Source organism: Deinococcus arboris (assembly GCF_009755355.1).
Taxonomy (GTDB): domain Bacteria; phylum Deinococcota; class Deinococci; order Deinococcales; family Deinococcaceae; genus Deinococcus; species Deinococcus betulae.
In genome coordinates, this window is sequence record NZ_WQLB01000024.1 from 38,438 (window position 1) to 61,544 (window position 23,107).

17 protein-coding genes are annotated in these 23,107 nt (G+C 63.3%); 5 read left to right on the plus strand and 12 right to left on the minus strand.

Going from position 1 to position 23,107, the window contains the following annotated elements:
- Window positions 1–54 precede the first annotated feature (54 nt).
- Window positions 55–1,947, minus strand: a complete 1,893-nt coding sequence (dnaK, locus tag GO986_RS15725) for a molecular chaperone DnaK (protein ID WP_157460254.1) — start codon at window positions 1,945–1,947, stop codon at window positions 55–57.
- Window positions 1,948–2,121: 174 nt separating this feature from the next.
- Window positions 2,122–2,691 (minus strand): PAS domain S-box protein, encoded by a 570-nt coding sequence (locus GO986_RS15730; RefSeq protein ID WP_157460255.1) that lies wholly within the window; start codon window positions 2,689–2,691, stop codon window positions 2,122–2,124.
- Window positions 2,692–2,791: 100 nt separating this feature from the next.
- On the opposite strand from GO986_RS15730, the gene GO986_RS15735 reads away from it, so the two are divergent.
- Together GO986_RS15735 and dnaE are read left to right on the plus strand one after the other, a co-directional pair.
- Window positions 2,792–2,965 (plus strand): hypothetical protein, encoded by a 174-nt coding sequence (locus GO986_RS15735; RefSeq protein ID WP_157460256.1) that lies wholly within the window; start codon window positions 2,792–2,794, stop codon window positions 2,963–2,965.
- Between the two features lie 206 nt (window positions 2,966–3,171).
- The gene (dnaE, locus tag GO986_RS15740) at window positions 3,172–8,511 is read left to right on the plus strand and encodes a DNA polymerase III subunit alpha (protein ID WP_198170722.1); all 5,340 of its coding nucleotides are present in this window, start codon (window positions 3,172–3,174) and stop codon (window positions 8,509–8,511) included.
- A gap of 253 nt (window positions 8,512–8,764) precedes the next feature.
- Here the strand turns inward: dnaE and GO986_RS15745 are convergent, their stop codons facing one another.
- The 10 genes from GO986_RS15745 to GO986_RS15790 form a co-directional block, all read right to left on the minus strand.
- The gene (locus tag GO986_RS15745) at window positions 8,765–10,201 is read right to left on the minus strand and encodes a reverse transcriptase domain-containing protein (RefSeq protein WP_157460257.1); all 1,437 of its coding nucleotides are present in this window, start codon (window positions 10,199–10,201) and stop codon (window positions 8,765–8,767) included.
- Window positions 10,202–10,566: 365 nt separating this feature from the next.
- Complete coding sequence (gene purF / locus GO986_RS15750) at window positions 10,567–11,985, minus strand: amidophosphoribosyltransferase (RefSeq protein ID WP_157460258.1); 1,419 nt, start codon at window positions 11,983–11,985, stop codon at window positions 10,567–10,569.
- Entirely contained in the window at window positions 11,982–14,213 is a 2,232-nt protein-coding gene (purL, locus tag GO986_RS15755; protein WP_157460259.1) for a phosphoribosylformylglycinamidine synthase subunit PurL, read from the minus strand. Before purL ends, purF begins: the two co-directional genes overlap by 4 nt.
- A gap of 17 nt (window positions 14,214–14,230) precedes the next feature.
- Complete coding sequence (locus GO986_RS15760) at window positions 14,231–14,926, minus strand: MOSC domain-containing protein (RefSeq protein WP_198170724.1); 696 nt, start codon at window positions 14,924–14,926, stop codon at window positions 14,231–14,233.
- Between the two features lie 14 nt (window positions 14,927–14,940).
- Window positions 14,941–15,297, minus strand: a complete 357-nt coding sequence (locus GO986_RS15765) for a hypothetical protein (protein ID WP_157460261.1) — start codon at window positions 15,295–15,297, stop codon at window positions 14,941–14,943.
- A gap of 3 nt (window positions 15,298–15,300) precedes the next feature.
- Complete coding sequence (purQ, locus tag GO986_RS15770; protein ID WP_369409417.1) at window positions 15,301–15,972, minus strand: phosphoribosylformylglycinamidine synthase subunit PurQ; 672 nt, start codon at window positions 15,970–15,972, stop codon at window positions 15,301–15,303.
- Window positions 15,969–16,220 (minus strand): phosphoribosylformylglycinamidine synthase subunit PurS, encoded by a 252-nt coding sequence (gene purS, locus GO986_RS15775; protein ID WP_157460263.1) that lies wholly within the window; start codon window positions 16,218–16,220, stop codon window positions 15,969–15,971. Before purS ends, purQ begins: the two co-directional genes overlap by 4 nt.
- A gap of 23 nt (window positions 16,221–16,243) precedes the next feature.
- The gene (locus GO986_RS15780) at window positions 16,244–16,960 is read right to left on the minus strand and encodes a class I SAM-dependent methyltransferase (protein WP_157460264.1); all 717 of its coding nucleotides are present in this window, start codon (window positions 16,958–16,960) and stop codon (window positions 16,244–16,246) included.
- 3 nt (window positions 16,961–16,963) lie between these two features.
- Complete coding sequence (gene purC, locus GO986_RS15785) at window positions 16,964–17,686, minus strand: phosphoribosylaminoimidazolesuccinocarboxamide synthase (RefSeq protein WP_157460265.1); 723 nt, start codon at window positions 17,684–17,686, stop codon at window positions 16,964–16,966.
- 316 nt (window positions 17,687–18,002) lie between these two features.
- Complete coding sequence (locus GO986_RS15790) at window positions 18,003–19,412, minus strand: CbiX/SirB N-terminal domain-containing protein (protein WP_157460266.1); 1,410 nt, start codon at window positions 19,410–19,412, stop codon at window positions 18,003–18,005.
- 272 nt (window positions 19,413–19,684) lie between these two features.
- Here GO986_RS15790 and GO986_RS15795 point away from each other — a divergent pair, with 272 nt between their 5' ends.
- The 3 genes from GO986_RS15795 to GO986_RS15805 all read left to right on the plus strand — a co-directional run bounded on the left by GO986_RS15795 (window position 19,685) and on the right by GO986_RS15805 (window position 22,756).
- Window positions 19,685–20,110 carry an EF-hand domain-containing protein gene (locus GO986_RS15795; protein ID WP_157460267.1) on the plus strand — a complete coding sequence of 142 codons (426 nt, stop codon included), beginning with the start codon at window positions 19,685–19,687 and terminating at the stop codon, window positions 20,108–20,110.
- A gap of 106 nt (window positions 20,111–20,216) precedes the next feature.
- Window positions 20,217–21,302, plus strand: coding sequence for a M20/M25/M40 family metallo-hydrolase (locus GO986_RS15800; protein WP_198170726.1), 1,086 nt, complete (start codon window positions 20,217–20,219; stop codon window positions 21,300–21,302).
- Window positions 21,303–21,400: 98 nt separating this feature from the next.
- Window positions 21,401–22,756 carry a S41 family peptidase gene (locus tag GO986_RS15805; RefSeq protein WP_157460269.1) on the plus strand — a complete coding sequence of 452 codons (1,356 nt, stop codon included), beginning with the start codon at window positions 21,401–21,403 and terminating at the stop codon, window positions 22,754–22,756.
- Window positions 22,757–23,107: the final 351 nt, after the last annotated feature.

Here is a 23,107-nt window from a genome sequence, read left to right on the forward strand (position 1 = left end):
GCGCGCTGGCCGTCCTCTCCCCTGGGTGGTCGTGGTCTTGCGGAGGAGGTGCGCTTATTCGGCGGGCTTGAAATCCGCGTCAATCACGTCGTCGTCGGCCTTGTTCGCCTGGGGCTGACCCTGGGCACCCGCGTCCTGGCCCGGTGCTCCGGCCTGCGCCGCCGTCATGAAGGAACGGAGTTCTTCTTCCAGGCGCTTCTGGGCCGAGTCAATCTTGGCGTCGTCGTCGGCGCGCACCGCTTCTTCGGCCTCGTCGGCGGCGGCCTTGAGTTTGTCCTTGGCGTCCTGCGAGGCACCTTCGTTTTCCTCAATCTGGCCCAGCGCCTGCACGCGCATAGAGTCGAGGTTGTTGCGCTTCTCGACCTTCTCGCGGCGCTGCTTGTCGGCGGCGGCGTTCTGCTCGGCTTCCTTGACCATGCGCTCGACATCGCCCTTGTCCAGCGTCGTGGTGTTCTCAATGCGGATGCTGGCTTCCTTGCCGCTGGTCTTTTCCTTGGCGGTCACGTGCAGAATGCCGTTGGCATCAATGTCGAAGGTGACTTCGATCTGCGGCTGGCCGGCGCGCATGGGCGGGATGCCCTCAAGCTTGAAGCGGCCCAGCGACTTGTTGTCGTTCGCCATGGGGCGCTCGCCCTGCAGCACCACGATCTCCACGCCCGGCTGGTTGTTCTCGGCGGTGGTGTAGATCTCCGTCTTCTTGGCGGGCACCGTGGTGTTGCGGGTAATCATCGGCGCAATCATGCCGCCCTTGACTTCCACGCCCAGCGTCAGCGGCGTCACGTCCACCAGCACGATGTCGCCCAGCGCCGAGTCGCCCTGAATGATGCCGGCCTGCACCGCAGCACCGAGCGCCACGGCTTCGTCGGGGTTGACGCTCTCGTTGGGCGTCTTGCCGATGATGTCCTGCACGATGCGCTTGACAGCCGGAATACGGGTCGAGCCGCCCACCAGAATCACTTCGTCAATCTTGCTCGCATCCAGCTTGGCGTCGGCCAGGGCCTGTTCCACCGGCTTGCGCACGCGGCGCAGCAGGTCGGCGGTCAGTTCCTCGAACTTGGCGCGGCTGAGGGTGCGCTCCAGGTGCATGGGGGTGCGGGTTTCGGGGTCGAAGGTGATAAAGGGCAGGCTGATGGTCGTTTCCGAGGCGCTTGACAGGTCAATCTTGGCTTTCTCGGACGCTTCGATCAGGCGCTGCAGGGCCTGCTTGTCCTTGCGCAGGTCGAAGGAGTTGTCCTTCTGGAACTCGCTCGCCAGCCAGTCCACGATGCGCTGGTCAAAGTCCGCGCCGCCCAGGTGGGTGTCGCCGGAGGTGGACTTCACTTCAAAGACGCCGTCGCCCAGTTCAAGGATGGTCACGTCGAAGGTGCCGCCCCCCAGGTCGAAGACCAGCACGGTCTCGTTGCCCTTGCGCTCCAGGCCGTAGGCCAGTGCGGCGGCGGTGGGCTCGTTGATGACGCGCAGCACGTTGAGTCCCGCAATCTCGCCGGCCTGCTTGGTGGCTTCACGCTGGGAGTTGTCGAAATACGCGGGCACGGTGACGACCACGTCCTTGATCTTCTCGCCCAGCTTGGCGCTGGCGTCCTGCACCAGCTTGTTTAGCACCTCGGCGCTGACCTGCTCGGGGGCGAGGTCCTTACCGTTCACTTCAATGCGCACGGACCCGCCGGGGCCTTCTTTCACGGTAAAGGGGCTGCGCGCGGCTTCTTCCTTCACTTCGTCCCAGCGGCGGCCGATAAAGCGTTTGACTTCAAAGAGGGTCGCGGCGGGGTTCAGCGCGGCCTGACGGCGCGCAATCTGGCCTACCAGGCGCTCGTCGCCCTTGTAGGCCACGACACTGGGGGTGGTGCGGGCGCCTTCGGCATTCACGATCACTTCGGGGCGGCCGCCCTCCATGACAGAGATAACGGAGTTGGTGGTACCAAGGTCAATTCCAACGGCTTTGGGCATGTTGACTCCTGTAAGGGTAGGGATTTGCCGCCGTGTGGGCAGCAGTTCTGACTGCCATCCATCATAGGCCCACAGTTGAAGACTGTCAATAGAGTTGAGTGTAGTCGGCTCAAGTTTAGAAGCGGTGAAGATAAAGGGGCTTGCTGGAAGCAGAGCCCGTCCTGACGGCGTTAACTAGTTCTGATCCAGCTCGTGAAGGGGCACCACCGCCGCGACGTTGCCCACGATGCGGCCGGCGTGCCAGCGCGGCGTCCCCGTCACCACGACCTCAACCGCCGCGCCGCTGTGGTGGCGCAGCCGCGTGCGGTACGACGAGCTCTGGCCGCCCAGGCGCTCGGCCTGCGCCGCGAGCAGCTGGGCGTGGTCTTCGGGCAGAGTGAAGTCGAACGGGGTGCGGCCCAGCACCTTGTCCGGCACAGTGCCCAGCAGCCGGGCGTAGGCGCGGTTGACATACACAAAGCGGCCGTCCTCATCGGTCACAGTGAGCCCGTGCTCCACGCTTTCCATCAGTTGGCGGGCGAACGCTAGTTCCTCGGCGTAAGACTCCTGGAGCTGGCGGTGGCCCCGCACCATCCGGACCACGCGCGGCGCCAGCCACGCGGCAATCAGCTGCACCGCCAGTAGAGGAAGCAGCACCCAGAAGGCCAGGGGGCGCGGCACCTGCCACGCCACCAGAAAACTGTCCAGGGCCAGCAGGGCGAACAGCAGATACGCCCAGCGCAGCTCCTGCTGGCCTGGTCTCATGCCTTAGCGTGCGGGGGCGGGGGTTACAGGGGTCTTACAAAAACCTGACGCTGGGCAGATGCGGCGGCTCCGCGACCTGGGGTTGGCTAGGGTCATAGGCATGAAGGTCAAACCCGCTGGATGCCTCCTGAGTGCGCTCTCGGCACTGGCGTTCGGCGGTGTGGTGCTGAGTTACGGCGCCCTCTCTTTCGTAGCCGGATTTAACGACAACGGCGACCCTCTGATTGCTGCCCAGTTGGAACGTATCGCCGCTTGGCTGCGCGCGGTGCTCTAGGTCACTGGCCTCCTGACCCCTTGCGGGTTTTTGTTCCGCGAAAGGCCAAAGGTAGATCAGCAGGCGCGCTGAAGTGGACGTGAAGGGGCGCGCCCCAGCAGCCAAGTTCATCAGGGTGTGGCTCAACAGGACAGACATGGGCCAGCGAGGGCCGTCAAGAGAGCCGCGTCGCGGTGCGCTTTGGCCCCCCGCCCTATCCTGACCGTGTGACCTCGCCCGACGCCGCCGCTGCCCCCCATATCCACCTGCCCGACGGCTCGTGCTGTAAACCCACAACGGCGCCCGGCGGAAGCGCGCCCAGACGCTTTGCCCACCTGCACCAGCACACGCAGTACAGCCTGCTCGACGGCGCAGCGAAACTGAAGGACCTACTGAAATGGGCCAAGGAAGTCACGCCGGACGGCTGCACACCCGCCCTGGCCATGACCGACCACGGCAACATGCACGGCGCGGTGCATTTCTACAATTACGCCACCGGCATGGGTGTGAAGCCCATCATTGGCTACGAGGCCTACGTGGTGCCGGGGCAGGGCACCCGCCGCGACCGCACGCGCGGCCAGGACGGCGAGAAGGGCATCTTTCACCTGACCCTGCTGGCGCGTGACTTTGAGGGCTACCAGAACCTCTGCCGCCTGAGCAGCCGGGGCTACACCGAGGGCTATTACTACAAGCCGCGCATTGACCACGAACTGCTACAGGAGCACTACAAAGGCGTCATCGCCTTTTCCGGCTGCCTGGGCAGCGAGGTGCAGCAACTGCTGCTGCAGGGCCGCGAAGAGGACGCGAAAAAACGCCTGCTGTGGTACCGCGAGTTGTTCGGCGAGAACTACTTCATCGAAGTTCAGGACCACGGGTTGCCCGAGCAGAAGAAGAACAACCCGATTCTGAGGGCCTGGGCGCAGGAACTGGGGATTGGCATGGTCGCCACCAACGACGGCCACTACGTGAAAAAGACGGACGCCACTGCCCACGAAACGCTGCTGGCGATTCAGACGAAAGCCACGCTGGCCGACGAGAACCGCTTCAAGTTCCCCTGCGACGAGTTCTATGTGAAGGACCTAGAGGAAATGCAGCGCGCCCTGCCGGTGGCCGACTGGGGCGAGGAGCCCTTCGACAACACCGCCATGATTGCCGAGCTGTGTAATGTGGACCTGCCAGTGGGTAAAAAGCGTGTGTACCAGATGCCCGAGCTGCCCATTCCCGAGGGCCGCACCATGAAAGAGGAACTGCGCGTGCAGACTTACCGGGGGACCGTCAAGCGCTATCCCGGCCACGCGACAGAGAATCTACTGCGCGACTACGCGCTGAGGTCGCTGGAGGCGCTGGGTGAGGATGCTCCAGCAGTCCTGAAGCGGGTGAACGGCTGCGACGCCCAGACCTGTGACCTCGAAACCCTGTTCACCCTGCTGGCTTTTATGGGCAGTCTCTGGGAAACGCGCGGTCAGGCGGCGGGCGAGAAATATACGAAATACCCGTCATTAGAGGGGATGGAGGCGCAGGCCGAAGCGTGCCAACTCCCCGCCTACGCCCATGAGGATTGCCGCAAGGCTAGTCAGAAAGACAGCGACACCAGCATTGAACTGGACCCGTCCGAGCCCGACGAGGAAACCACCCGCGCCCATCACCTGCACGCCCTGGTCATCCTGCGCCGCGCGGAATACGAACTGAGCGTCATCAACAACATGGGGTTCCCCGACTACTTCCTGATCGTCGCGGATTACATCAACTGGGCCAAGGATCAGGACATCTCTGTGGGGCCGGGTCGTGGGTCGGGGGCCGGCAGCCTCGTGGCCTATGCCATGCGAATCACCAACCTCGATCCCCTCGAATTCGAGCTGCTGTTCGAGCGCTTCCTGAACCCTGACCGCATCTCGATGCCCGACTTCGACATTGACTTCAACGACGCCCGCCGCAACGAAGTGATTGCCTATGTACAGGACAAATACGGTGAGGACAAGGTGGCGCAGATTGCCACCTTCGGGACGATGGCGAGTAAGGCGTGTCTGAAAGACGTGGCGCGCGTGATGGGCCTGGAATACGCCAAGGTGGACAAGGTCAGCAAGCTCATTCCGATCAAGTTCGGCAAGAGCTACAGTCTGGAACAGGCGCGCGACGCCGTGCCGGACATTCAGCAGCTGCTGGCAGAAGACGCGCAGCTGCTGGAAGCCTACGAATTCGCGCTGAAACTCGAAGGCCTGACCCGCCACGCCTCGGTCCACGCGGCGGGCGTGGTGATTGGCAAAACGCAGCTCACCGACCTCGTGCCGGTCATGCGCGACACCTCCGGCGAGGGCATGGTGTGCCAGTACGACATGAAGGCCGTGGAAGACATCGGCCTCATCAAGATGGACTTCTTGGGCCTGCGCACCCTGTCCTTTTTGGATGAAGCCAAGCGCATCCTCAAGGAATCCGGCACCGACTTCGAGGCCACCTACGGCACCTTCGACGACATTCCCTTCGACGACACCAAGACCTATGAACTGATGAGCCGGGGCGACACCAAGGGCGTGTTTCAGCTGGAAGGGGCAGGGATTGCCGACGCTTCCCGCCGCCTGAAGCCGCGCCGCCTGGCCGACATCATCGCGCTGTCCGCGCTGTACCGCCCCGGCCCGATGGAAAACATTCCCACCTATGTCCGCCGCCACCACGGTATCGAAGACGTGGACTACGTGCGCGACGGCTTTCCGGCCAGTGCGCAACATCTGGAAAAGATTCTGGCCGAAACCTACGGCATTCCCGTGTATCAGGAGCAGATCATGCAGATCGCTTCGGAGGTTGCGGGCTTTTCCTTGGGCGGCGCCGACTTGCTGCGCCGGGCGATGGGCAAGAAAGACGCCGAGGAAATGAAACGGCAGCGGCAAATCTTTGTAGACGGCGCCGAGAAGAACAGTGTGCCAAAGGAAGAGGGCAATAAACTCTTCGATTTGCTGGATGCCTTTGCAAATTACGGCTTCAATAAATGTTTGACGGGCGATACGCGTGTGCCGGTGGCGGGCGGCGAGCTCCGCCGGATTGAGGATCTGTACCGCGAAGGTCAGCGAGTTGAACTGCCCAGCGTGAACGCTGAGTACCGCATGGAACTGCGCCCAACCGGGCAATTCTTTGACAACGGCGTGAAGCCGGTGTTCAAAGTCAGGACGGCCCTGGGCCGTGAACTGACCGCCACGGGCAACCACCCATTGTTGACGCTGGACGGCTGGCGCAACGTGGAAGACCTGGGGCCGGGCGACCGCATTGCCGTGCCTGCCCGCCTGCCCGAACTGGGCACCGAGGCTTGGCCGGATCACGAAGCGGCCTTGCTGGGCTGGGTGCTGGCTGAAGGTAACACCTGCCACCCCTGCGGCGCCTATCTGTATTCGCAGAGTGAGGCGCAGGTGGCCGACATGGTGGTTCTGGCCGGAGAATTCCCTAACACCCGGCCCAGCGTGAAGGTGCGCCCGGAGCGGCAAAACGTGCATGACGTGTATCTGGGGAGTGGCGTACGCGGCAGCGCAGGTGGCAAGTCCGGCGTACGCCTGTGGCTGGAAGGGCTGAGGCTGACAGGGATAAAGGCCACCGAAAAAGCGCTGCCTGCGGCCGCTTTCCGCCTCAATAACGCTTCGCTGGCCGTGTTGGTGGGGCGCTATTGGTCGGGCGACGGCTTCCTGTATGGAGCGGGGAACACCACGCCTTACGCTGCGACTTCGTCTCGTCGGCTGGCCGATGACCTGGCCCATGTCCTGCTGCGTCTGGGGATGGTTGCCAAAGTGACCGAGAAGCACTTCGCATATGTTCGTGGCGAGGATGCAGCAGGCCGCACCGGCTACACCGTGCATCTGGTGGGGCGGCGCAGCATAGACCAGTTCCTGAACGTGATTGCGCCGCATCTGGTGGACCGCGATGAGCAATTGGCCGCACTGCGGTCTTATTACGCCAGCGTGCCCCAAGGCCGCGAAACAATCGACACGGTGCCGGCCAGTATCAAGGCGCGCGTACAGACCGCCAAGCAGGCCAGCGGCCTGGGCTGGCGCGAGATTGAAACCCGTTCCGGTGTCTGCACCAAAGAATTCTACGGCGCGCCCAAAGCCCACAAAAAAGGCTTCCGCCGCACGACGATTCAGACCCTGGGCGAGTTTTTCGAGGACGCGGCGCTGCTGGATGCCTGCTCGGATGATCTGCACTGGGACACCATCACCAGTATTGAGCCAGCGGGTGAGGCCCAGACTTACGATCTGGAAGTGCCGGGCACCCACAACTTTGTGGCGAACGATCTCGTGGTGCACAACAGCCACTCGGCGGCCTACGGCGTCATCACCTATCAAACCGCCTGGCTCAAAGCAAACTACCCTGTTCAATTCATGGCGGCCCTCTTAACGGTCGAACGCCGTGATTCCGATAAGGTCGCGGAATACGTCAGTGACGCTCGCAAGATGGACGTAAAGGTGCTGCCGCCGGACATCAACCGCTCGGCCGCCGACTTTGCGGTACAGGGCGAGGAGATTCTGTTCGGGCTGTACGCGATTAAGGGCCTGGGCGAGGCCGCCGTGCTGAAGATTCTGGAGGAGCGCGAGCGTGTCGGGCGGTATAAGTCGCTGGCGGACTTCTGCTCGCGCCTGGGCAACAAAGTCTGCAACCGCAAGGCGCTGGAAAGCCTGATTAAAAGCGGCGCCTTTGACCAGTTTGGCGAGCGCAACCAGCTCCTGCAAAGTGTCGAGGACGCACTCGAAGACGCCGCCGGGGCCGCCGAGGTCAATGCCCGCGCCCAGAGCGGCATGTCCATGATGTTTGGCATGGACGAGGTCAAGCAGGAGCGCGCTCTGCGCACCGGCATTCCCACCTTCACCGACCTTGAACGCCTGTCTATCGAGAAAGAAGCGCTGGGCCTGTATATCTCCGGGCATCCGCTGGAGCAGCACGAGGGCCTGCGCGAGGCCGCCAGTTGCCGGGTCTCGGACCTGGACACCTGGTTTCAGACGCAGAGCGTGGCCCCCGGCAAGCGCATTAAGGCGGTGCTGGCGGGCATGATCGAGAGCGTGGTCAAGAAGCCCACAAAGTCAGGCGGCATGATGGCTCGCTTTATCCTGGCCGACGAGAGCGGGCAGACTGAACTGGTGGCCTTTAGCCGCGCCTATGACCGGATTCAGGACAAACTGGTGAATGACACGCCCGCCCTGATCATTGTGGAACTGGAATCCGAGGACGGCGGCCTGCGCGCCATTGCCGAGGAAGTCGTCAGTGTGGAGCAGCTGTCTGACGTGCCCAAAGTTATGTACGTGACCATTGACCTGGAAAGCGCTACACCCGATGCCGTGGGCGAGTTTCAGAGCGTGCTGGACGAGTATGCGGGGAGTATGCCCACCTACCTGCGGCTGGAAACGCCGGAACAGTTTGTGCTGTACCAGCTGGACCACGGCATGGGCAGCAGCGAGGCCATTCGCGTGCTGAACCAGACCTTCCCCTGGGCCGAGGCGTACCTGGCCTACGACCAACAGACGATTCTGGGCCGCTTTGCGCCGAAGCCGCCAGCATGGATGAACAGGCAGCAGGGTGGGGGGATGCGGGCGTAGAGCGGACAGCTCTGCAGTATCGCACGAAACTCATTTGCTTCGCTAACATTATGGCACGAAAACAAATGTGCCGTAAGCTGTGACGGGCATCTTATTTATTGGCGTCACTGCTATTCCTATAGGCGGAGGCCGCTTTGTAATTTATAATGTATATATTATATGATCTAAAAAGACCCCAAACCATTTTTGAGGTCTTGGAAATATTAGACAGGTATTAAAAATTGCAAACAACGATATATTATATAGAAAATAGCTAGGCTAATTTCAAGTTAAATGATTGAAATATTAAAACTTTGTTGTATGTGGCGCTTTTCTGGATCAGATAATGATTAATAATCATGACACTTTGATTGATTTTAGAGTTTATATGACAGTCCTTGTAGATATTTTTAGGGCTTAGCGTATTATAATCCAGTGGTTTGAAAATGTTTAATCTACATTCACATTTCTTTAGATGTTTGATTCTATAATATTCCCTTTCCAGGCTTAATAGGCCAGCCGTATACAATTCACGTCTTGAACAAGTGATTCCTAGCTTATTATTGAGTTTTAGATAAATAATTCTGCGAATCTCCTTATCGATCACGCGAAAAACTCTGGGATTAGTAGTGGCCGAGAAAAACGACACCCAACTTTTGGGATTACCATTAGTAGTGCCGTTGCATAACTCACATCGCTTCTCAGGAAGGCCAAGTATCTTATGGTTGACTCTATTGGCCAACCTTCTTATACAACGCGACTTAGTTTTACCAATTAAGTAGTCGTAATTGACTTCGTCTAAAGTCTTGGAAAGAGACTTAATGTACTTAATTATATTGTCTGATTTAGGCGAAAGCTGACGAGATGAGATTTTATACCCCAAAAATTCAATATCCTGTGAATTGCAATCTAAAATGAATGTTTTTTTCTCATTAAGAGTAAGCCGTAGCCGATGGAGCGCTTCTGCGCACTCAGCCTTAATTGCCTCAGCCGAGTCTTTGGACTTGGCAAGAATTATGAAATCATCTGCATACCTGATATATACGAGGTCGTGAGCTAATCTTAAAGTGCCAATAATCCATTTGTCAAAATCGGCAAGATAAATATTAGCCAGAAGTCCAGAAAGCATGCCGCCTTGTGGAATACCTATACTCCTATGTACCCGCTTGGGCTTAGTAATCTTAAATATAAATTTTGACCTCATTCCTTTGTATATTTTTCTTAAATATGTGCTACTCGGGGTTTTGTCGCTTTTTATAAATCTTTTAAAGAGATTGATAATCAATTCATCGTGTTCAATGATATCGCTTAGCTTATCAATTAATATTTCATGATCGACTTCATCAAAAAATTTAGAGATATCTGCATCAACTGCCCAAACATAGCCAGAATTTAGATATTTCCTGACTTGCATTGCGGCTCTAGGTGCCGAAAAACCTTTCCTGTATGCGAAGCAGATTTCATCCCCACTCTGATTCATAAGCTGCTTGTCAAATAATTCGTAAACTGAACTGTAAATCTGCCTCTGAGCTATGGCATCTCTAATTGTAGAGATGGATAGCGTGCGGTATCCCTTTGGAATTTTGGGAATCTCTATCTCCCGAAGAGGAGAAAAGAAATATCTACCTGAAAGCAATCTTAGAGAGATGTTATCCAAGTTTTTTTCCAGCTGTTTTTCGAAGTCCCTAAATTCAATACCATCTACACCCATGGGGATGGTAAATATTGTAGAGTCGAAGCCATCTCTTCTACTCAACTTATATTGAAAATATGACTTTTTGACCTCTGACTTTGAAAAATAAAACTCGCGTCTAAGCAAAATGTAACACCCCTCTGCGTACGCACAACGGCAAATGCCAGAGGGGTGCAAAATTGTTGCCGTTCCCTATGATCTTCACAGATCACAGTAAACCATGCGCTCCTTACGGAGCGTGGGAGAACCTGTGCAAGCGGCGGTGCGCGGGCATTGTGGTCTCTCCTCCTCGTCCCAGCTTCGATTATACCATCGAGCTGGAACTATTACCCTTACTGGGACCTGTCGGCGGCGACCCACTATGTAATCGCACTTTAACAATATTACACTTCTAAAGCCAGCTTATCCACATCATTCAGCAAAGGCGTCCCCGCCGGATATTCCCCGTTAAAGCACGCTAGGCACAACCCCGGCCCACTCACCGCTTCCCGAATGCCCTGCTCGCTGATAAAGGTCAGGGTGTCGGCCCCAATCAACTCGCGGATTTCCTCAATGCTGTGGGTGCTCGCCACCAGTTCTTTGCGGGCAGCGGTGTCGATGCCGTAAAAGCACGGGTGTTTGATGGGCGGGCTGCTCACCCGGAAATGCACTTCTGTTGCGCCCGCTTCCCGCAGCAGGTTCACGATTTGGCGGCTGGTCGTGCCGCGCACGATGGAGTCGTCCACCAACACCACCCGTTTGCCCCGCACGGCGCTGGTGGGCGAGAGCTTCATTTTCACCTTCAGCTCGCGCGCCTCCTGGGTGGGGGCAATAAAGGTGCGGCCCGCATACGGGTTCTTGTACAGGCCGTAGTCAAAGGGAATCCCGCTTTCGCGTGCGTAGCCAATGGCCGCGCCAATCCCGCTGTCGGGCACCGGCACCACAATGTCGGCGTCCACCGGGTGCTCCTTGGCCAGCTGGTGACCCATGCGAATGCGGCTCTCGTGGCTGTCCACGCCGTCCAGCTGGCTGTCGCTGCGGGCAAAGTAAATCCACTCGAAGGCGCAGGGGGTGGGCTGGCGGGGCTGCACCATCAGGGAATGCAGGCCGCTGCGATCCACCCAGACCAGTTCGCCGGGCAGCACGTCGCGCAGCAGGCGGGCGCCCACGGCGTACAGGGCGCAGGGTTCGCTGGCTATCGCGTAGGCGCCGTCATCCCGCTGACCGATGACCAGGGGCCGCACGCCATTGGGGTCGCGGAAGCCCAGCAGTTGCGTGCGGCTCATCAGCACGCAGGCAAAGCCGCCTTTCAGTTCCTTCATGGCGGCGGCGGTGGCCTCAATGAGATCCAAGTCGGCCTCGCGCGCAATCAGGTTCAGCATCACTTCACTGTCGTTGGTGGTCTGAAACAGCGCGCCCTGCATCAGCATCGCGTTGCGGACTTCGCGGGCGTTCACGAAGTTGCCGTTGTGGGCCAGGCCCAGAATGCCCTTGTTGGTGCGGGTCGTCAGCGGCTGGGCGTTAAAGCGCAGGTTGCTGCCGGTGGTGCTGTAGCGCACGTGCCCAATGCTCACGCGGGCGTTGGCCAGGCGCACACTGTCCAGGCGGCGCTCATCGAACACCTGAGTAACCAGTCCCAGGTCCTTTTCCACATGAAAGCGCTCGCCGTCTGAGACGCACATCCCCGCCGCCTCCTGGCCCCGGTGTTGCAGGGCGAACAGCCCCAGGTAGGTCAGCCAGGCCAGGTCGTTGGGTTCGGGCGAGTACAGGCCAAACACGCCGCATTCGTCCTGGGGTTTGTCGGTGACGGGGTCAAAAATCATCCCAGAATCCCTTTCAGCGGCGCATCGAACGCCTGGTGCAGCGTGTCAAGGTTCACGCTCAAGTGTATGTGGTGGGCCGGCAGGGCAATGGTGACGCTCGTTCCACCCGTCGTCCCCAGACGGCTGAAGGGCACGCCGCGTTCCGCCAGCGCCGCCTCGACCCCAGCTTCATCGCGCGTGGCAACCAGGATGCGGCTGTGGGCCTCGCCGTACAGCACGGCGTCCGGGCGGGTGTGGGTGGGGGCGTCCAGGTCCACCTTCAGGCCCACGCCGCCAGCAATCGCCATCTCGGCCAGGGCCACGGCCAGGCCGCCCTCGGCGCAGTCGTGGGCCGTGTCGGTCAGGCCCGCACGGATGAGGTGCAGGGCGGCGTCAATCACGGCCTGTTCACGGTTCAGGTCCAGGGCAGGCACCTGCCCAGCCTCCAGCCCATGCAGGGTTTCGAGGTACTGGCTGGCGCCGATGCTGTCGGCGTGGTCGCCAATCAGGTACAGGGTCTGACCTTTACCCTTCAAGTTCAGTGTGGCGCGCTTGGTCACGTCCGGCAGCACACCCACCATGCCGATGGTCGGGGTGGGGTGAATCGCCACGCGCTCATCGCCCTCGGTGTACTGGTTGTACAGGCTCACGTTGCCGCCCGTCACGGGGGTGTTCAGGGCGCGGCAAGCGTCGGCAATCCCGTGGACCGCGCGTTCCAGCTGGTAGTAGACCTCGGGGCGGTGCGGGTTGCCGAAGTTGAGGTTGTCGGTAATCGCCAGCGGCGTGGCGCCCACGCAGGCCAGGTTGCGGGCGGCTTCGGCCACGGCGGCGGCGGCGCCCGCATAGGGGTCCAGGTACACGAAACGCGGGTTGCAGTCGCTGGTGGCGGCCACGCCCATGCCGCTGCCCTTCACGCGCATGACGGCGGCGTCGGCGGCGCCCGGCACAACCACAGTGTTGGTCATCACCTGATGGTCAAAGCGTTCAAAGATGGGCCGCTTGCTGGCAATGGTGGGATGAGACAGAAGGTCCACCAGCACCGCGCCCAGGTCGCCTGGCACCGGCACACCGCTCAGGTCGCGCTCGCGCTTGGCCTTGATCTCCTCGGACTCCACGCCCTCGCGGGTGTACTTGGGGGCCTCGTTCAGCAGGGCCACGGGCAGGTCGCAGACCACTTCGCCGCGCCAGGTCAGGCGGTAGTTGTTGTGGGCCTCCACCTGTCCAATCGTCACCACGTCCAGTTCCCACTTGGCCAGCAGGTCCAGCAGCGCCTGTTCCTTGCCGGGGACGGGCACCAGAATCATGCGCTCCTGGCTTTCGCTCAGGCACAGCTCCATAGGGACCATGCCTTCTTCGCGGGTGGGCACGAGGTCCAGGTCCATAGTGATGCCCAGTTCCGCGCGGTAGGCCATCTCGCAGGTGCTAGAGACCAGCCCGGCGGCGCCCATGTCCTGCACGCCCGCCACCACGCCGGCCTGAATGGCTTCCAGCGTGGCTTCCAGCAGCAGCTTTTCCATGAAGGGGTCGCCCACCTGCACGGCAGGGCGGTCGGCCTGACTGGCGTTGCTCAGGTCGGCCGAGGCAAATACGGCGCCGCCCAGGCCGTCACGCCCGGTTTTGCTGCCGACGTAGACAATGGTGTTCCCAACCTCGCCCATCGTGCCCTTGGCTAGGTCCTCGTGGCGCAGCAGCCCCAGGGCCATCACGTTCACCAGTGGGTTTTCCTGATAGCTGGGGTGAAAGGTCACCTCGCCGCCCACGGTGGGCACGCCAATGGCGTTGCCGTAGTGGGCAATGCCTTCCACTACGCCATTGACCAGAAACCTGGTGCGGGCGCTGTCGGGGTTGCCGAAACGCAGGCTGTCCAGCACGGCAAAAGGCCGCGCGCCCATAGCAAAGATGTCGCGCAGGATGCCGCCCACGCCGGTGGCCGCACCCTGCACCGGCTCCACGGCCGACGGGTGGTTGTGGCTTTCCATCTTGAAGGCCACGCCCCAGCCGTCGCCAATGTCCACCACGCCCGCGTTCTCGCCGGGCCCCTGGAGAACCTGCGGCCCTGTCGTGGGAAAGTGGCGGAACAGCGGGCGGCTGTTCTTGTACCCGCAGTGCTCGGACCACATGGCCCCCACGATGGCGGCTTCCAGGGCGTTCGGCTCGCGGCCAATGCGCGACACCAGCAGGTCGAATTCGTCTGTGGTCAGGCCAAAGGTGCCGGCGCGGTCACGGAGAGAGGGGGCGGCTTGGGTCATGAAAACTCCTTGGGGGGTCAGAGGATGCGGGCGGAATCACCCAGGCGCAGGTGGCCGGGCCGCGCCACATGGGCCAGCACGCCAAAACACACGTCGGGATGAAGGGTCGAGATGCTTTTAAGAACACTGTCGTCAGCGGGAATGCCTGGCTGGGCCAGATTCACCATCACGCAGCGGGGCATGGGGGCAACGACAGTGATGATGAGGTCATCGCCGATGGCCAAGTGCTGGCCCAGCCAGCTCTCTTCCAGGTGTTCAGGAGCAGAGCCGGTGTCGAGCAGGATGTTGGGCCGAAAGTGCTCGGCGGGCACAGGGGCCCTATGCGCCTCACCCAGCCAGGCCAGGGCCGAGGTGGTCAGCAGATGGATGGCCCCTTCGTCAAAATGAGAAATCTCGCGTTCGGGTGTGACCTTGACGATTCGGCCTGTGCTTTCCCGCAGGGCAGCGGTGGCCTGCGGCGAGGTGGCTGGGTGCGTCTCGCCACTCGGCAGGGTCAGGGCGGGTTCTGCCTCTCCATCCGCCAGCGCCGCGCGGAACTCAAGCAGCCCGTCCATCCGCCGGAAGCGGCGGGTGCTTTTGCCTGAGCCGAACTTTCCGTCCTCGTCCTCAACGGCCCACCAGCGGTCGCCCGTCAGGCCCCGCGCGTCCACCTGAACCTGCGTCAGGGCTTCCCCGCCCACCGACTTGATGGGGTAACGAAAGAGCTGGGTCACGTGACCAACCAGACTCATCCTGTCCCCCGCACCAGCAGTCGCAGCCACCAGAGTAGACCGCCGGCCGTCAGCACCAGCGCCAAAAAAGCGCTCAGGAACAGTTCGAAGAGGCCGGCGTCCACAGGTTCAAAAGCGGCGCTGCGGTAGGGGTTCCAGGTGGGGGCGACAGTGCCGAGCAGGCCGAGGGCAAAGGTCAGCAGCACGGTGAGCACTACAGCTGCCAGCAGCGCAGCCCCGACGGCCAGTCCCGCTCTGGGCCAGGGCAGCAGGGCCGGAACACGCCAGGCCGTGAAGACAGGCAGCAGGACCAGCGCCAGCAGTAAAGCAGCGCTGCCCCACAGCAGTAGGGTGTCCCACGGCAGGCGGCTCATGCGTTAGCGCGCAGCCAGCGCGGCCGTCAGGCTCTCGAACAGGCCCCGGCCATCTTCGCTGCCCAGCAAGGCTTCAATGGCGCGTTCGGGGTGCGGCATCATGCCCAGCACGTTGCCGCGCGCGTTCACGATGCCAGCAATGTCATTCAGCGACCCGTTGGGGTTGTCCACGTAGCGGAACACCACGCGGCCTTCGCCTTCCAGCTCGGCAATGGTGTCTGGGTCCGCGTAGTAGTTGCCTTCGCCGTGGGCAATCGGAATTTCGATGACCTGACCCTGGGCATAGGCACCGGTAAACGCCGTGCCCGTGTTTTCCACGCGCAGATGCACGGGCCTGCACATAAAGTGCAGCTCGCGGTTGCGGCTCAGGGCGCCGGGGAGCAGGCCCGATTCGGTCAGCACCTGAAAGCCGTTGCACACGCCCAGCACAAAGCCGCCGCGCTCGGCGTGGGCTTTCACCGCTTCCATAATCGGGCTACGCGCGGCAATGGCGCCGCTTCGCAGGTGGTCGCCGTAAGAAAAGCCGCCGGGCAGAAACACGAGGTCAGTGCCCTGGGGCAGCTGCGCCTCGGTGTGCCAGACAAACTGGCTGCGTTCGTCCAGCAGCAGCTGCGCGGCGTGCAGGGCGTCGCCGTCGCAGTTAGAGCCGGGAAACTGGATAACGGCGGTGTTCACGCCTCCTCCAGCTCCCAGCGGGCGTCTTCCATGACGGGGTTACTCAGCACGTTCTGCGTGATGTCTTTCAGCTGCGCTTCGGCCGCCTCGCGGGTGCCGGTCAGGGTCAATTCGATGTACTTGCCCACGCGCACCCCGGCCACGTTGCCGTGGTCCAGGTGTGACAGGGCGCGCTCTACGGTGCGGCCCTGGGGGTCAAGGATGCTGGGTTTGAGGGTCACGAACACTTTGGCTTTGTAGGTGGACATAAAAGGCTCCAGAAATCGCGCGTTCAGGCGGCGCGGCAGATGTAGGCGGCAAAGACGCCGGACGAACTGTACTCGGCCTGCTCAATGCAAAAGCCGCTGCGTTCCAGCATGGGTTCGAGCAGCCAGGTAAAGGTGCTGAATTCTTCCCGGATGTGGGTGGCCAGCATGTCGGCGGTGTAGCTGCCGGGCGGGTAGTGCGCGGCAGCTTCCAGCCACTGCGAGAGACTGGCCTCGGTCTGGGCAGGTGCAAAGGAAAAGGCGATGTCTTTCAGGCGCAGCACGCCGCCGGGCTTCAGGGCCGCGCGCAGCCGCCGCAGGGCCTGCACCTTCCAGAAATCCGGCAGATGGTGCAGGGCGTTGCGGCAGAAGATGAACTCCACGGGCGGCGCCACCTGAAGACTCAGGAAGCTGCCTTCGATCAGCCTGACGTTGTCCAGGGCGGCGGCCCTGAGCTTTTCGGCGGCGGCGTCCAGCATGGCGCGTGAAGGCTCGACCAGCAGCACCTGCCGGCACAGGGGCGCCGCGGCCACCGCAAAGGTGCCTGTTCCCGCCCCCATGTCCAGCACCGTGTCCTGCCGGGAGAGGCCCGGGGCCCTGAGCACGTCAATGTCGGGCGCCGGGTCGAACTGGGCGCGCGCGTCGTAGGCCGCCACCTGACCGGCGTCCAGATGTTCGGGGCCAGCGGTGCTCAGTTCGTCAAACGCCCAGGCGTGGGCAAGGGGGGAGGGGCCAGGCGTCATAGGTCAGGTGCCGGCGGGTGCCATCACGCGGCGCAGCATCTCGTTGTAGGCGTCTTCCACGCCGCCCAGGTCGCGGCGGAAGCGGTCTTTGTCGAGCTTCTCGCCCGTCTGGGCGTCCCAGAAGCGGCAGGTGTCCGGGCTGATTTCGTCGGCCAGGATGACGGTGCCGTCGGCGGTCCGGCCAAATTCCAGCTTGAAATCAATCAGCTTTACGCCGCGCGCCGCAAAATACGGCACCAGGAAGGCCTGCACCTTCAGCGCCAGTTCACGGATCCGGTCCAGTTCTCCGGGAGTGGCCCAGCCCAGGGCCACGGCGGTGTCCGTATTGATGAGGGGGTCGCCCAGAGCGTCACTCTTGTAGCAGAACTCCACCACGGGACGCGCCAGGGCCGTCCCTTCCTCAATGCCCAGGCGCTTGCTGAACGACCCGGCCGCCACATTCCGCACAATGACCTCCACCGGAATGATGGTCACGGCCCGCACGCGCTGCTCGGTCTCAGAGAGCTGCGCCAGAAAGTGCGTCGGAATCCCGGCCGCTTCCAGCTGCGGAAACAGGTGGGCCGTGATGGCGTTGTTCACCGCGCCCTTGCCGCCAATCTGGGCCTTTTTCACGCCGTTAAAGGCGGTGGCGTCATCCTTGTACTCCACCACATACTCCTCGGCAGTGTCGGTGGCGTACACGCGCTTGGCCTTGCCCTCGTACTTCAGTGCGCCTCTGGTGGTCATGCGGTCTCCGTGCCCTGGGCGGGCCAAGTAGGACAGGCGTCCCCCGTAACTTGGTCGGGGCGACGCCTGGATGTCGCGGTGCTGAACATGGGCTGTCTCCATCGCCGTCTCTCGGACGGGCTTACCGCGCCGGGCGCGGGGCGTCTCTCGGGACGCGGGTGGACATGGTGTGCAGTGGCCCCGGAAGGTCTGCCGTACCCCAGCGTAACACCCCGGCTGCGCGGGGCGGCCAGGGTGTTCAGAGGACTGGGACGAAAAGGGCGTTTGGGGCCTGGTGACAGGGTCCAGTGACGCGGTCTGGTCTCAGGCAGGGCGCCTAGTGACTGTGCCCGTGCCCGGCGCCGCGCTTGCCGCTGACTTCTTCACGCACCTCGGCCACCAGAAAGGTGCAGGCCTCGGCGCAGGGCAGGCCGCCCGGCACCCTGTCCAGGAAGGTAAAGGTCAGGCGCTCGCCGGCCCACAGGCGGGTGCGCAGGCAGCCGCTACAGACCTCCTGCGCCACATGTTCGACCTGGGCAGGGGTGGCCTTTTGCACTTTGGCGTAAATGCCGGTCTGGCGCCGCGCGGTGGTGGCCCAGGGCGTATGCCGCAGCGCGTGGCAGGAATGGGCGTACGTCTCTTCCACGACCGCCGGATACAGGTAATGCACGGCGCGGCGCAGGTCGGCTTCGTTCAGCACGGCGCGCCAGCCGCGCGGCAGGGTGCGCAGGGTATGCACCGGGCGGTGGTCGCCGCCGTCCGTCACGCGCGTCCGGTCCCGCACCCCCTCGGGGGTCACCAGGGTCACCAGCTCGCCGCCGGGCAGCCCCTCGTCGAGCATGTGCCGCAGCTCGAAGACGCCCAGTTCGGGGGTCAGCAGCACCTCGCCCACACGCAGGCCCGCCCGCGCCCGCTCCAGAAAGGTCTGCCACGCCGCCTCGTGCCCGCGTTCGGGGTCGCCCTGGCCACCTGCGCCGCGCGCCTCTTCGGCCAGGTGCAGCACCACGTCGGCCACCGCCGCGTGGGTACCCACCGGCTTGGCGTAAAACACCTGCTGCGGGCCGTGCGGGTGGTCGGGAAAGGCCGTGACGGTGCCGGTCAGGCCCATATCCTCGGGAATGGTTTCCAGGGTGTGCCAGCCTTCCGAGGCGAAAAAGGGCACGACCACGACGCGCGGGGCCTTCACCACCTCCGGCCAGGTGCCCACCTTCGGGTCCTCGTCCAGAAACAGGGCGTGTACCTCGGCAAAGTGGCCGCTGTCCCTCAGGCGGTCGGCGTTCTGGTAGATCACGCGGCTACTGTTCTCGTTGCGGGTGGTGCCGTGGCCCAGCACAATCAGAGCGGTGTCCTGCGGACTGGCGTCGGGCAGGGCCTCGTGGGCGCGGGCCAGAATCACGTCGGTCATGGCCGGGTGAACGCCGTAAGGCAGCGTGTAGCGCACGGTGCGCCCGCCGATTACGCGCGCCACGCCTCCTTCAGGCACCGGCCCCTGGTGGCCCAGGCCCATCTCGCGCGGAATCACGGTCTCGGTAAAGTACCCCTCAGAGATAAACATGGGAATCACCGTGATGTCCGTGCTGGCCGTGGTTTTCAGCACCTGCCGCAGCGAGGGTTCTTCTTTCCAGTAGCCCTCAATGACTTCATCGAACAGGCCGCGCCCGCGCAGCAACTCCGCGTAGCGGTAGACCGCGCCCGCCGATTCTCCGTTCAGGTGAGAGCCGTGACCAATCAGCACCAGTGAGCGCATACAGGGCCGACTGTAGCGCCGCCGGGGGCGTGGGATTGTCCCAAAAGGCGGGAAGTGGGGTGTGGGATATGGAAAGTGAAAACAGGAAGGCAGAACGTGCCGGGCTCTTCCACACCCCACAACTGCTTCTCTCAACCCCACTGAAGGCGCCCCTCACGCGCGGTCACGCGGGGCTGCGTAGGGTGGGGCCGTTCAAACACGGTGGGCGCCGCCCAGACAGATGGGTCTGAGGCTCTGCGCGCCGCCCGGTCCGCTTTCCCACGGAGGTTTCCATGTTCTTCCAGCAAAAAGACCGCCACGAACAGATGGCCCGCCTTGACCCGCGTGACACCAACGGCGACGGACAGGTCAGCCCGCAGGAAGCGGCGGCCTACATCCGCGATTACCTGGATAATGCCTCGCCCGAGGAGCGTCAGCAGATCATGCGCGACTACGTCGGCGGCATGAGCTCAGACCAGCGCCGCGACATGGGCGACGCCATCGTGCGCAGCCCCAGCAACCCGGTGCAGACTGTCCGTCATGACGACGACGACGACCTGATTGACGCCTACACCCGCACCGCCCAGGCCCCGGCTCAGGACGGCAAGAGTCCCCTAGAGGCGGCCTTTGCGCCGGGTGGGATGCTCAGCAGCCCGCTGGTAAAGGCCGGGCTGGTGGGGCTGGCCGGCATGATCGGCAGCCGCATGCTCAGGCGGTAAGAGAAAAGGGGAGAGGCGGGGCGCGGTGCAAAAGCCACGCCCCGCTTCCATGTCTCTTTTCTTTTCCTCCACCTCAGGCCCACCTCCCCGACTACAATGGCCCGCAATGCCCCTGTCGTACCTCGCCCGCATTGCCCAGACCCCCGCCCCCACCTTTGAGGAAGGGGTGCGGGCCGCGCTGGTCGCGGCGCTGTGGACCGAGCTGGGCTACGTCACCGAGCGCGACGACGCCGGCAATGTGCTGACCCGCATCACCCCGCCCGGCACCGAGGGCCGCCCCGCCCTGCTGCTGGCCGCGCACCTGGACACGGTCTTTGAGGCCGGCACCGACGTGACGGTGCGCGAGGAAGGCGGGCGCCTGATCGGCCCTGGCGTGGGGGACAACAGCGCCAGCCTCGCGGTGGTGACAGCCCTGCTGCGCGACCTGCGCGGCGCGGCGGTAACCCTGCGCCGCCCGCTCTGGATTGCCGCCAACGTGGGTGAGGAGGGTTTGGGGGATCTACGGGGCGCCAAGCACCTGCTCTCGCAGCACCGCGCAGCCCTGGGGGCGTTTGTGGCGGTGGACGGCTACCTGGGCATTGCGGTCACGCGGGCGGTAGGGGTGCGGCGTTACCGGGCGACCTTTGTGGGGCCGGGTGGCCACTCGTGGGGGGACCAGGCGCCCAGCGCCCTGCACGCCCTGGGCCGGGCCATCAGCGCCCTGTACGGGCTGCATCTGCCCACCAGCCCCCGCACCACCCTGAATGTGGGGGTAGCGGGCGGAGGCACCAGTGTCAATTCGATTGCGGGGCAGGCCGAACTGCTGCTGGACCTGCGCTCGCTGGACGCCGGCCTGCTCTCGGACCTGGATGCGCGGGCGGTTTCCGTCCTACACGCGGCGGCGCGGGAAGCTGGGGTGCGGGTGCAACTGGAGCGGGTGGGGGATCGCCCTGGCGGCGACCTGGACAGCGGCGAACTCCTGCCTCTGGTCCGCGAGGCCGCGCGCGAGGTGCGGGCCGATATCCGCGTGGCGTCCAGCAGCACCGACGCCAACGCCGCCGTGCCGCATGGCCTGCCCGCCGCCGCCGTGGGGGTGTACCGGGGTGGCAACGCCCACCGCACCGACGAATGGGTGCAGCTCAGCAGCCTGGGCCCAGGCCTGCGTTTCCTGCGCCGCCTGGTCGAACTGTATCAGCGGTCACCTGTGGCGTAGCCCAGAAAAAGGTCGTGTGGGCGGGCGCTTCTTGTGACGTCTATTGCAATTCTGGCCCACCAAATTCCCATCTGCTGCAGGCAGAATAAGGGTCATCCATGACCAGCCCTGTCCCCCGCCGTCCCGCACCGCGTGTCTTCGCCCGGCCCTCTTTGCCGTTTCTGCGCGCCGCGCGTCTGGGCGGCCTGACCGCCCTGCTGCTGGGCGCGTCGCTGGCCCCTGGGGCCGCCGCGCAGGGCGTGGTCTCGCCCGCGCAGGACATCTTTAACAAGGTCAACCTGCTGATTCAGAACCAGTACGGCGGCCTGTCCACCGTGGACCGCGCCGCCCTGACCGAGGAGTATCAGCTGCGCCTGAGCGCCGTGTGCGCGCCTGCGCCCGACACCTGCGAGGAAGCCAAGGCCTACCCCGTGCTAAGCGCCGAACTCACGGCCCTGGGCGACGACCACAGTTTCTTCAATACCCCTGAGGATTACCGCGAGTTCGTGGCCAGCGCCACCGGCGGTAACCGCCTGCAATTTGGCGTCAAACTGGCCCGCTTAGACGGCCAGAACCGCGTGGTGACCGAGGTGGTGCCCGGCAGCGCCGCCGCAGAAGCGGGCTTGCAGCGCGGCGACGTGCTGCAAACCATCGGCGGCCAGCCCTATGTCTATGAGGACCTGCGCCGCGCCCGCGAGGAAGGCCGGACCATCGTGCTGGGCGTGACGCGCCGCGCCGAGACGCTGACCCTGACCCTCACGGCACGTGAGAGCAGCACCCGTGACTTGCCGCGCCTGTCGTTCGTGCCTGGCGCCGGGGCCGGCGAGGTGGCGGTGCTGCGCATCCCCACGTTCCTGTCGGGCGGCGGCATTGCCCAGGGTGTGCATGACCTGGTCGGGCAGGCGCAGGCGAGGGGCGCGACGGGCCTGATTGTGGACCTGCGCGGCAACGGCGGCGGCAGCCTGGCCGAGTGCGACAGCGCGGTCAGCGCCTTTGTGCCCAGCCTGACCCGCGTGGCGCGCAGCCCGGACGGCAACGACCGCACCGTGGTCAGCCGGGGCACCCGCATTGAAGACGGGATGGTGCGCGGCAGCGTGCGTAACCCCAACCTCTGGAGCGGCCCGGTGGCGGTGCTGGTGGACGAGGGCAGCGCCTCGTGCAGCGAGTTCTTTGCCTTCGAGATTCAGTACGCCGGGCGCGGCCCCATCATCGGCGAGGAAACTGCGGGCGTGGGCAACACCGCCACCCGCGTCTGGCCCGTGGGCGAGGGCGCCGTGCAGCTGACCATCCTGAACTACGCCAAGCCTGACGGCACGCCCTACCCGCAGCGGGTGCAGCCCGACCAGGCCCGCGCCGAGGGTGAGCCCGAGATTCGCCAGCTCACGCAGGGCGTGGATACCTTGCTGCAAGCAGGCGTGCAGGCGCTGCAAAGTGCGCCGGCCCTGAGCCTGGACCCTTTCCGGTCGCAGCCGTAAGCCCTGAGCAGGAGCAAGCGGCCAGGCCCGGTGGGGTCTGGCCGCCCTCTTTGAGGGGCCTGGCCGTCTAGCCCACTTCGCAGGTCTTCAGACTCCTCTTCAATGATTTGTAACAACGGTTGAATCTGGGGGAAGCGAGAGGGAGAAAGAGGCAGACAGGAGCTGTAGCCTGCTCAACAGCACGTTGTGGCTTCCCGCCTCCCTGCGCCGCTTCTCGTACAGGGTCCCTTTGAGCGCGGCCCAGCCGGGGGTACCGGCTACGACCCCATCTCGCAGGCTCCGGAACTTCTCCTTCTGGCTCTTGCCGGCTGCGCCGCTTTCCCAGTTCGCTTGAAGTTCATCGGGGAGTCT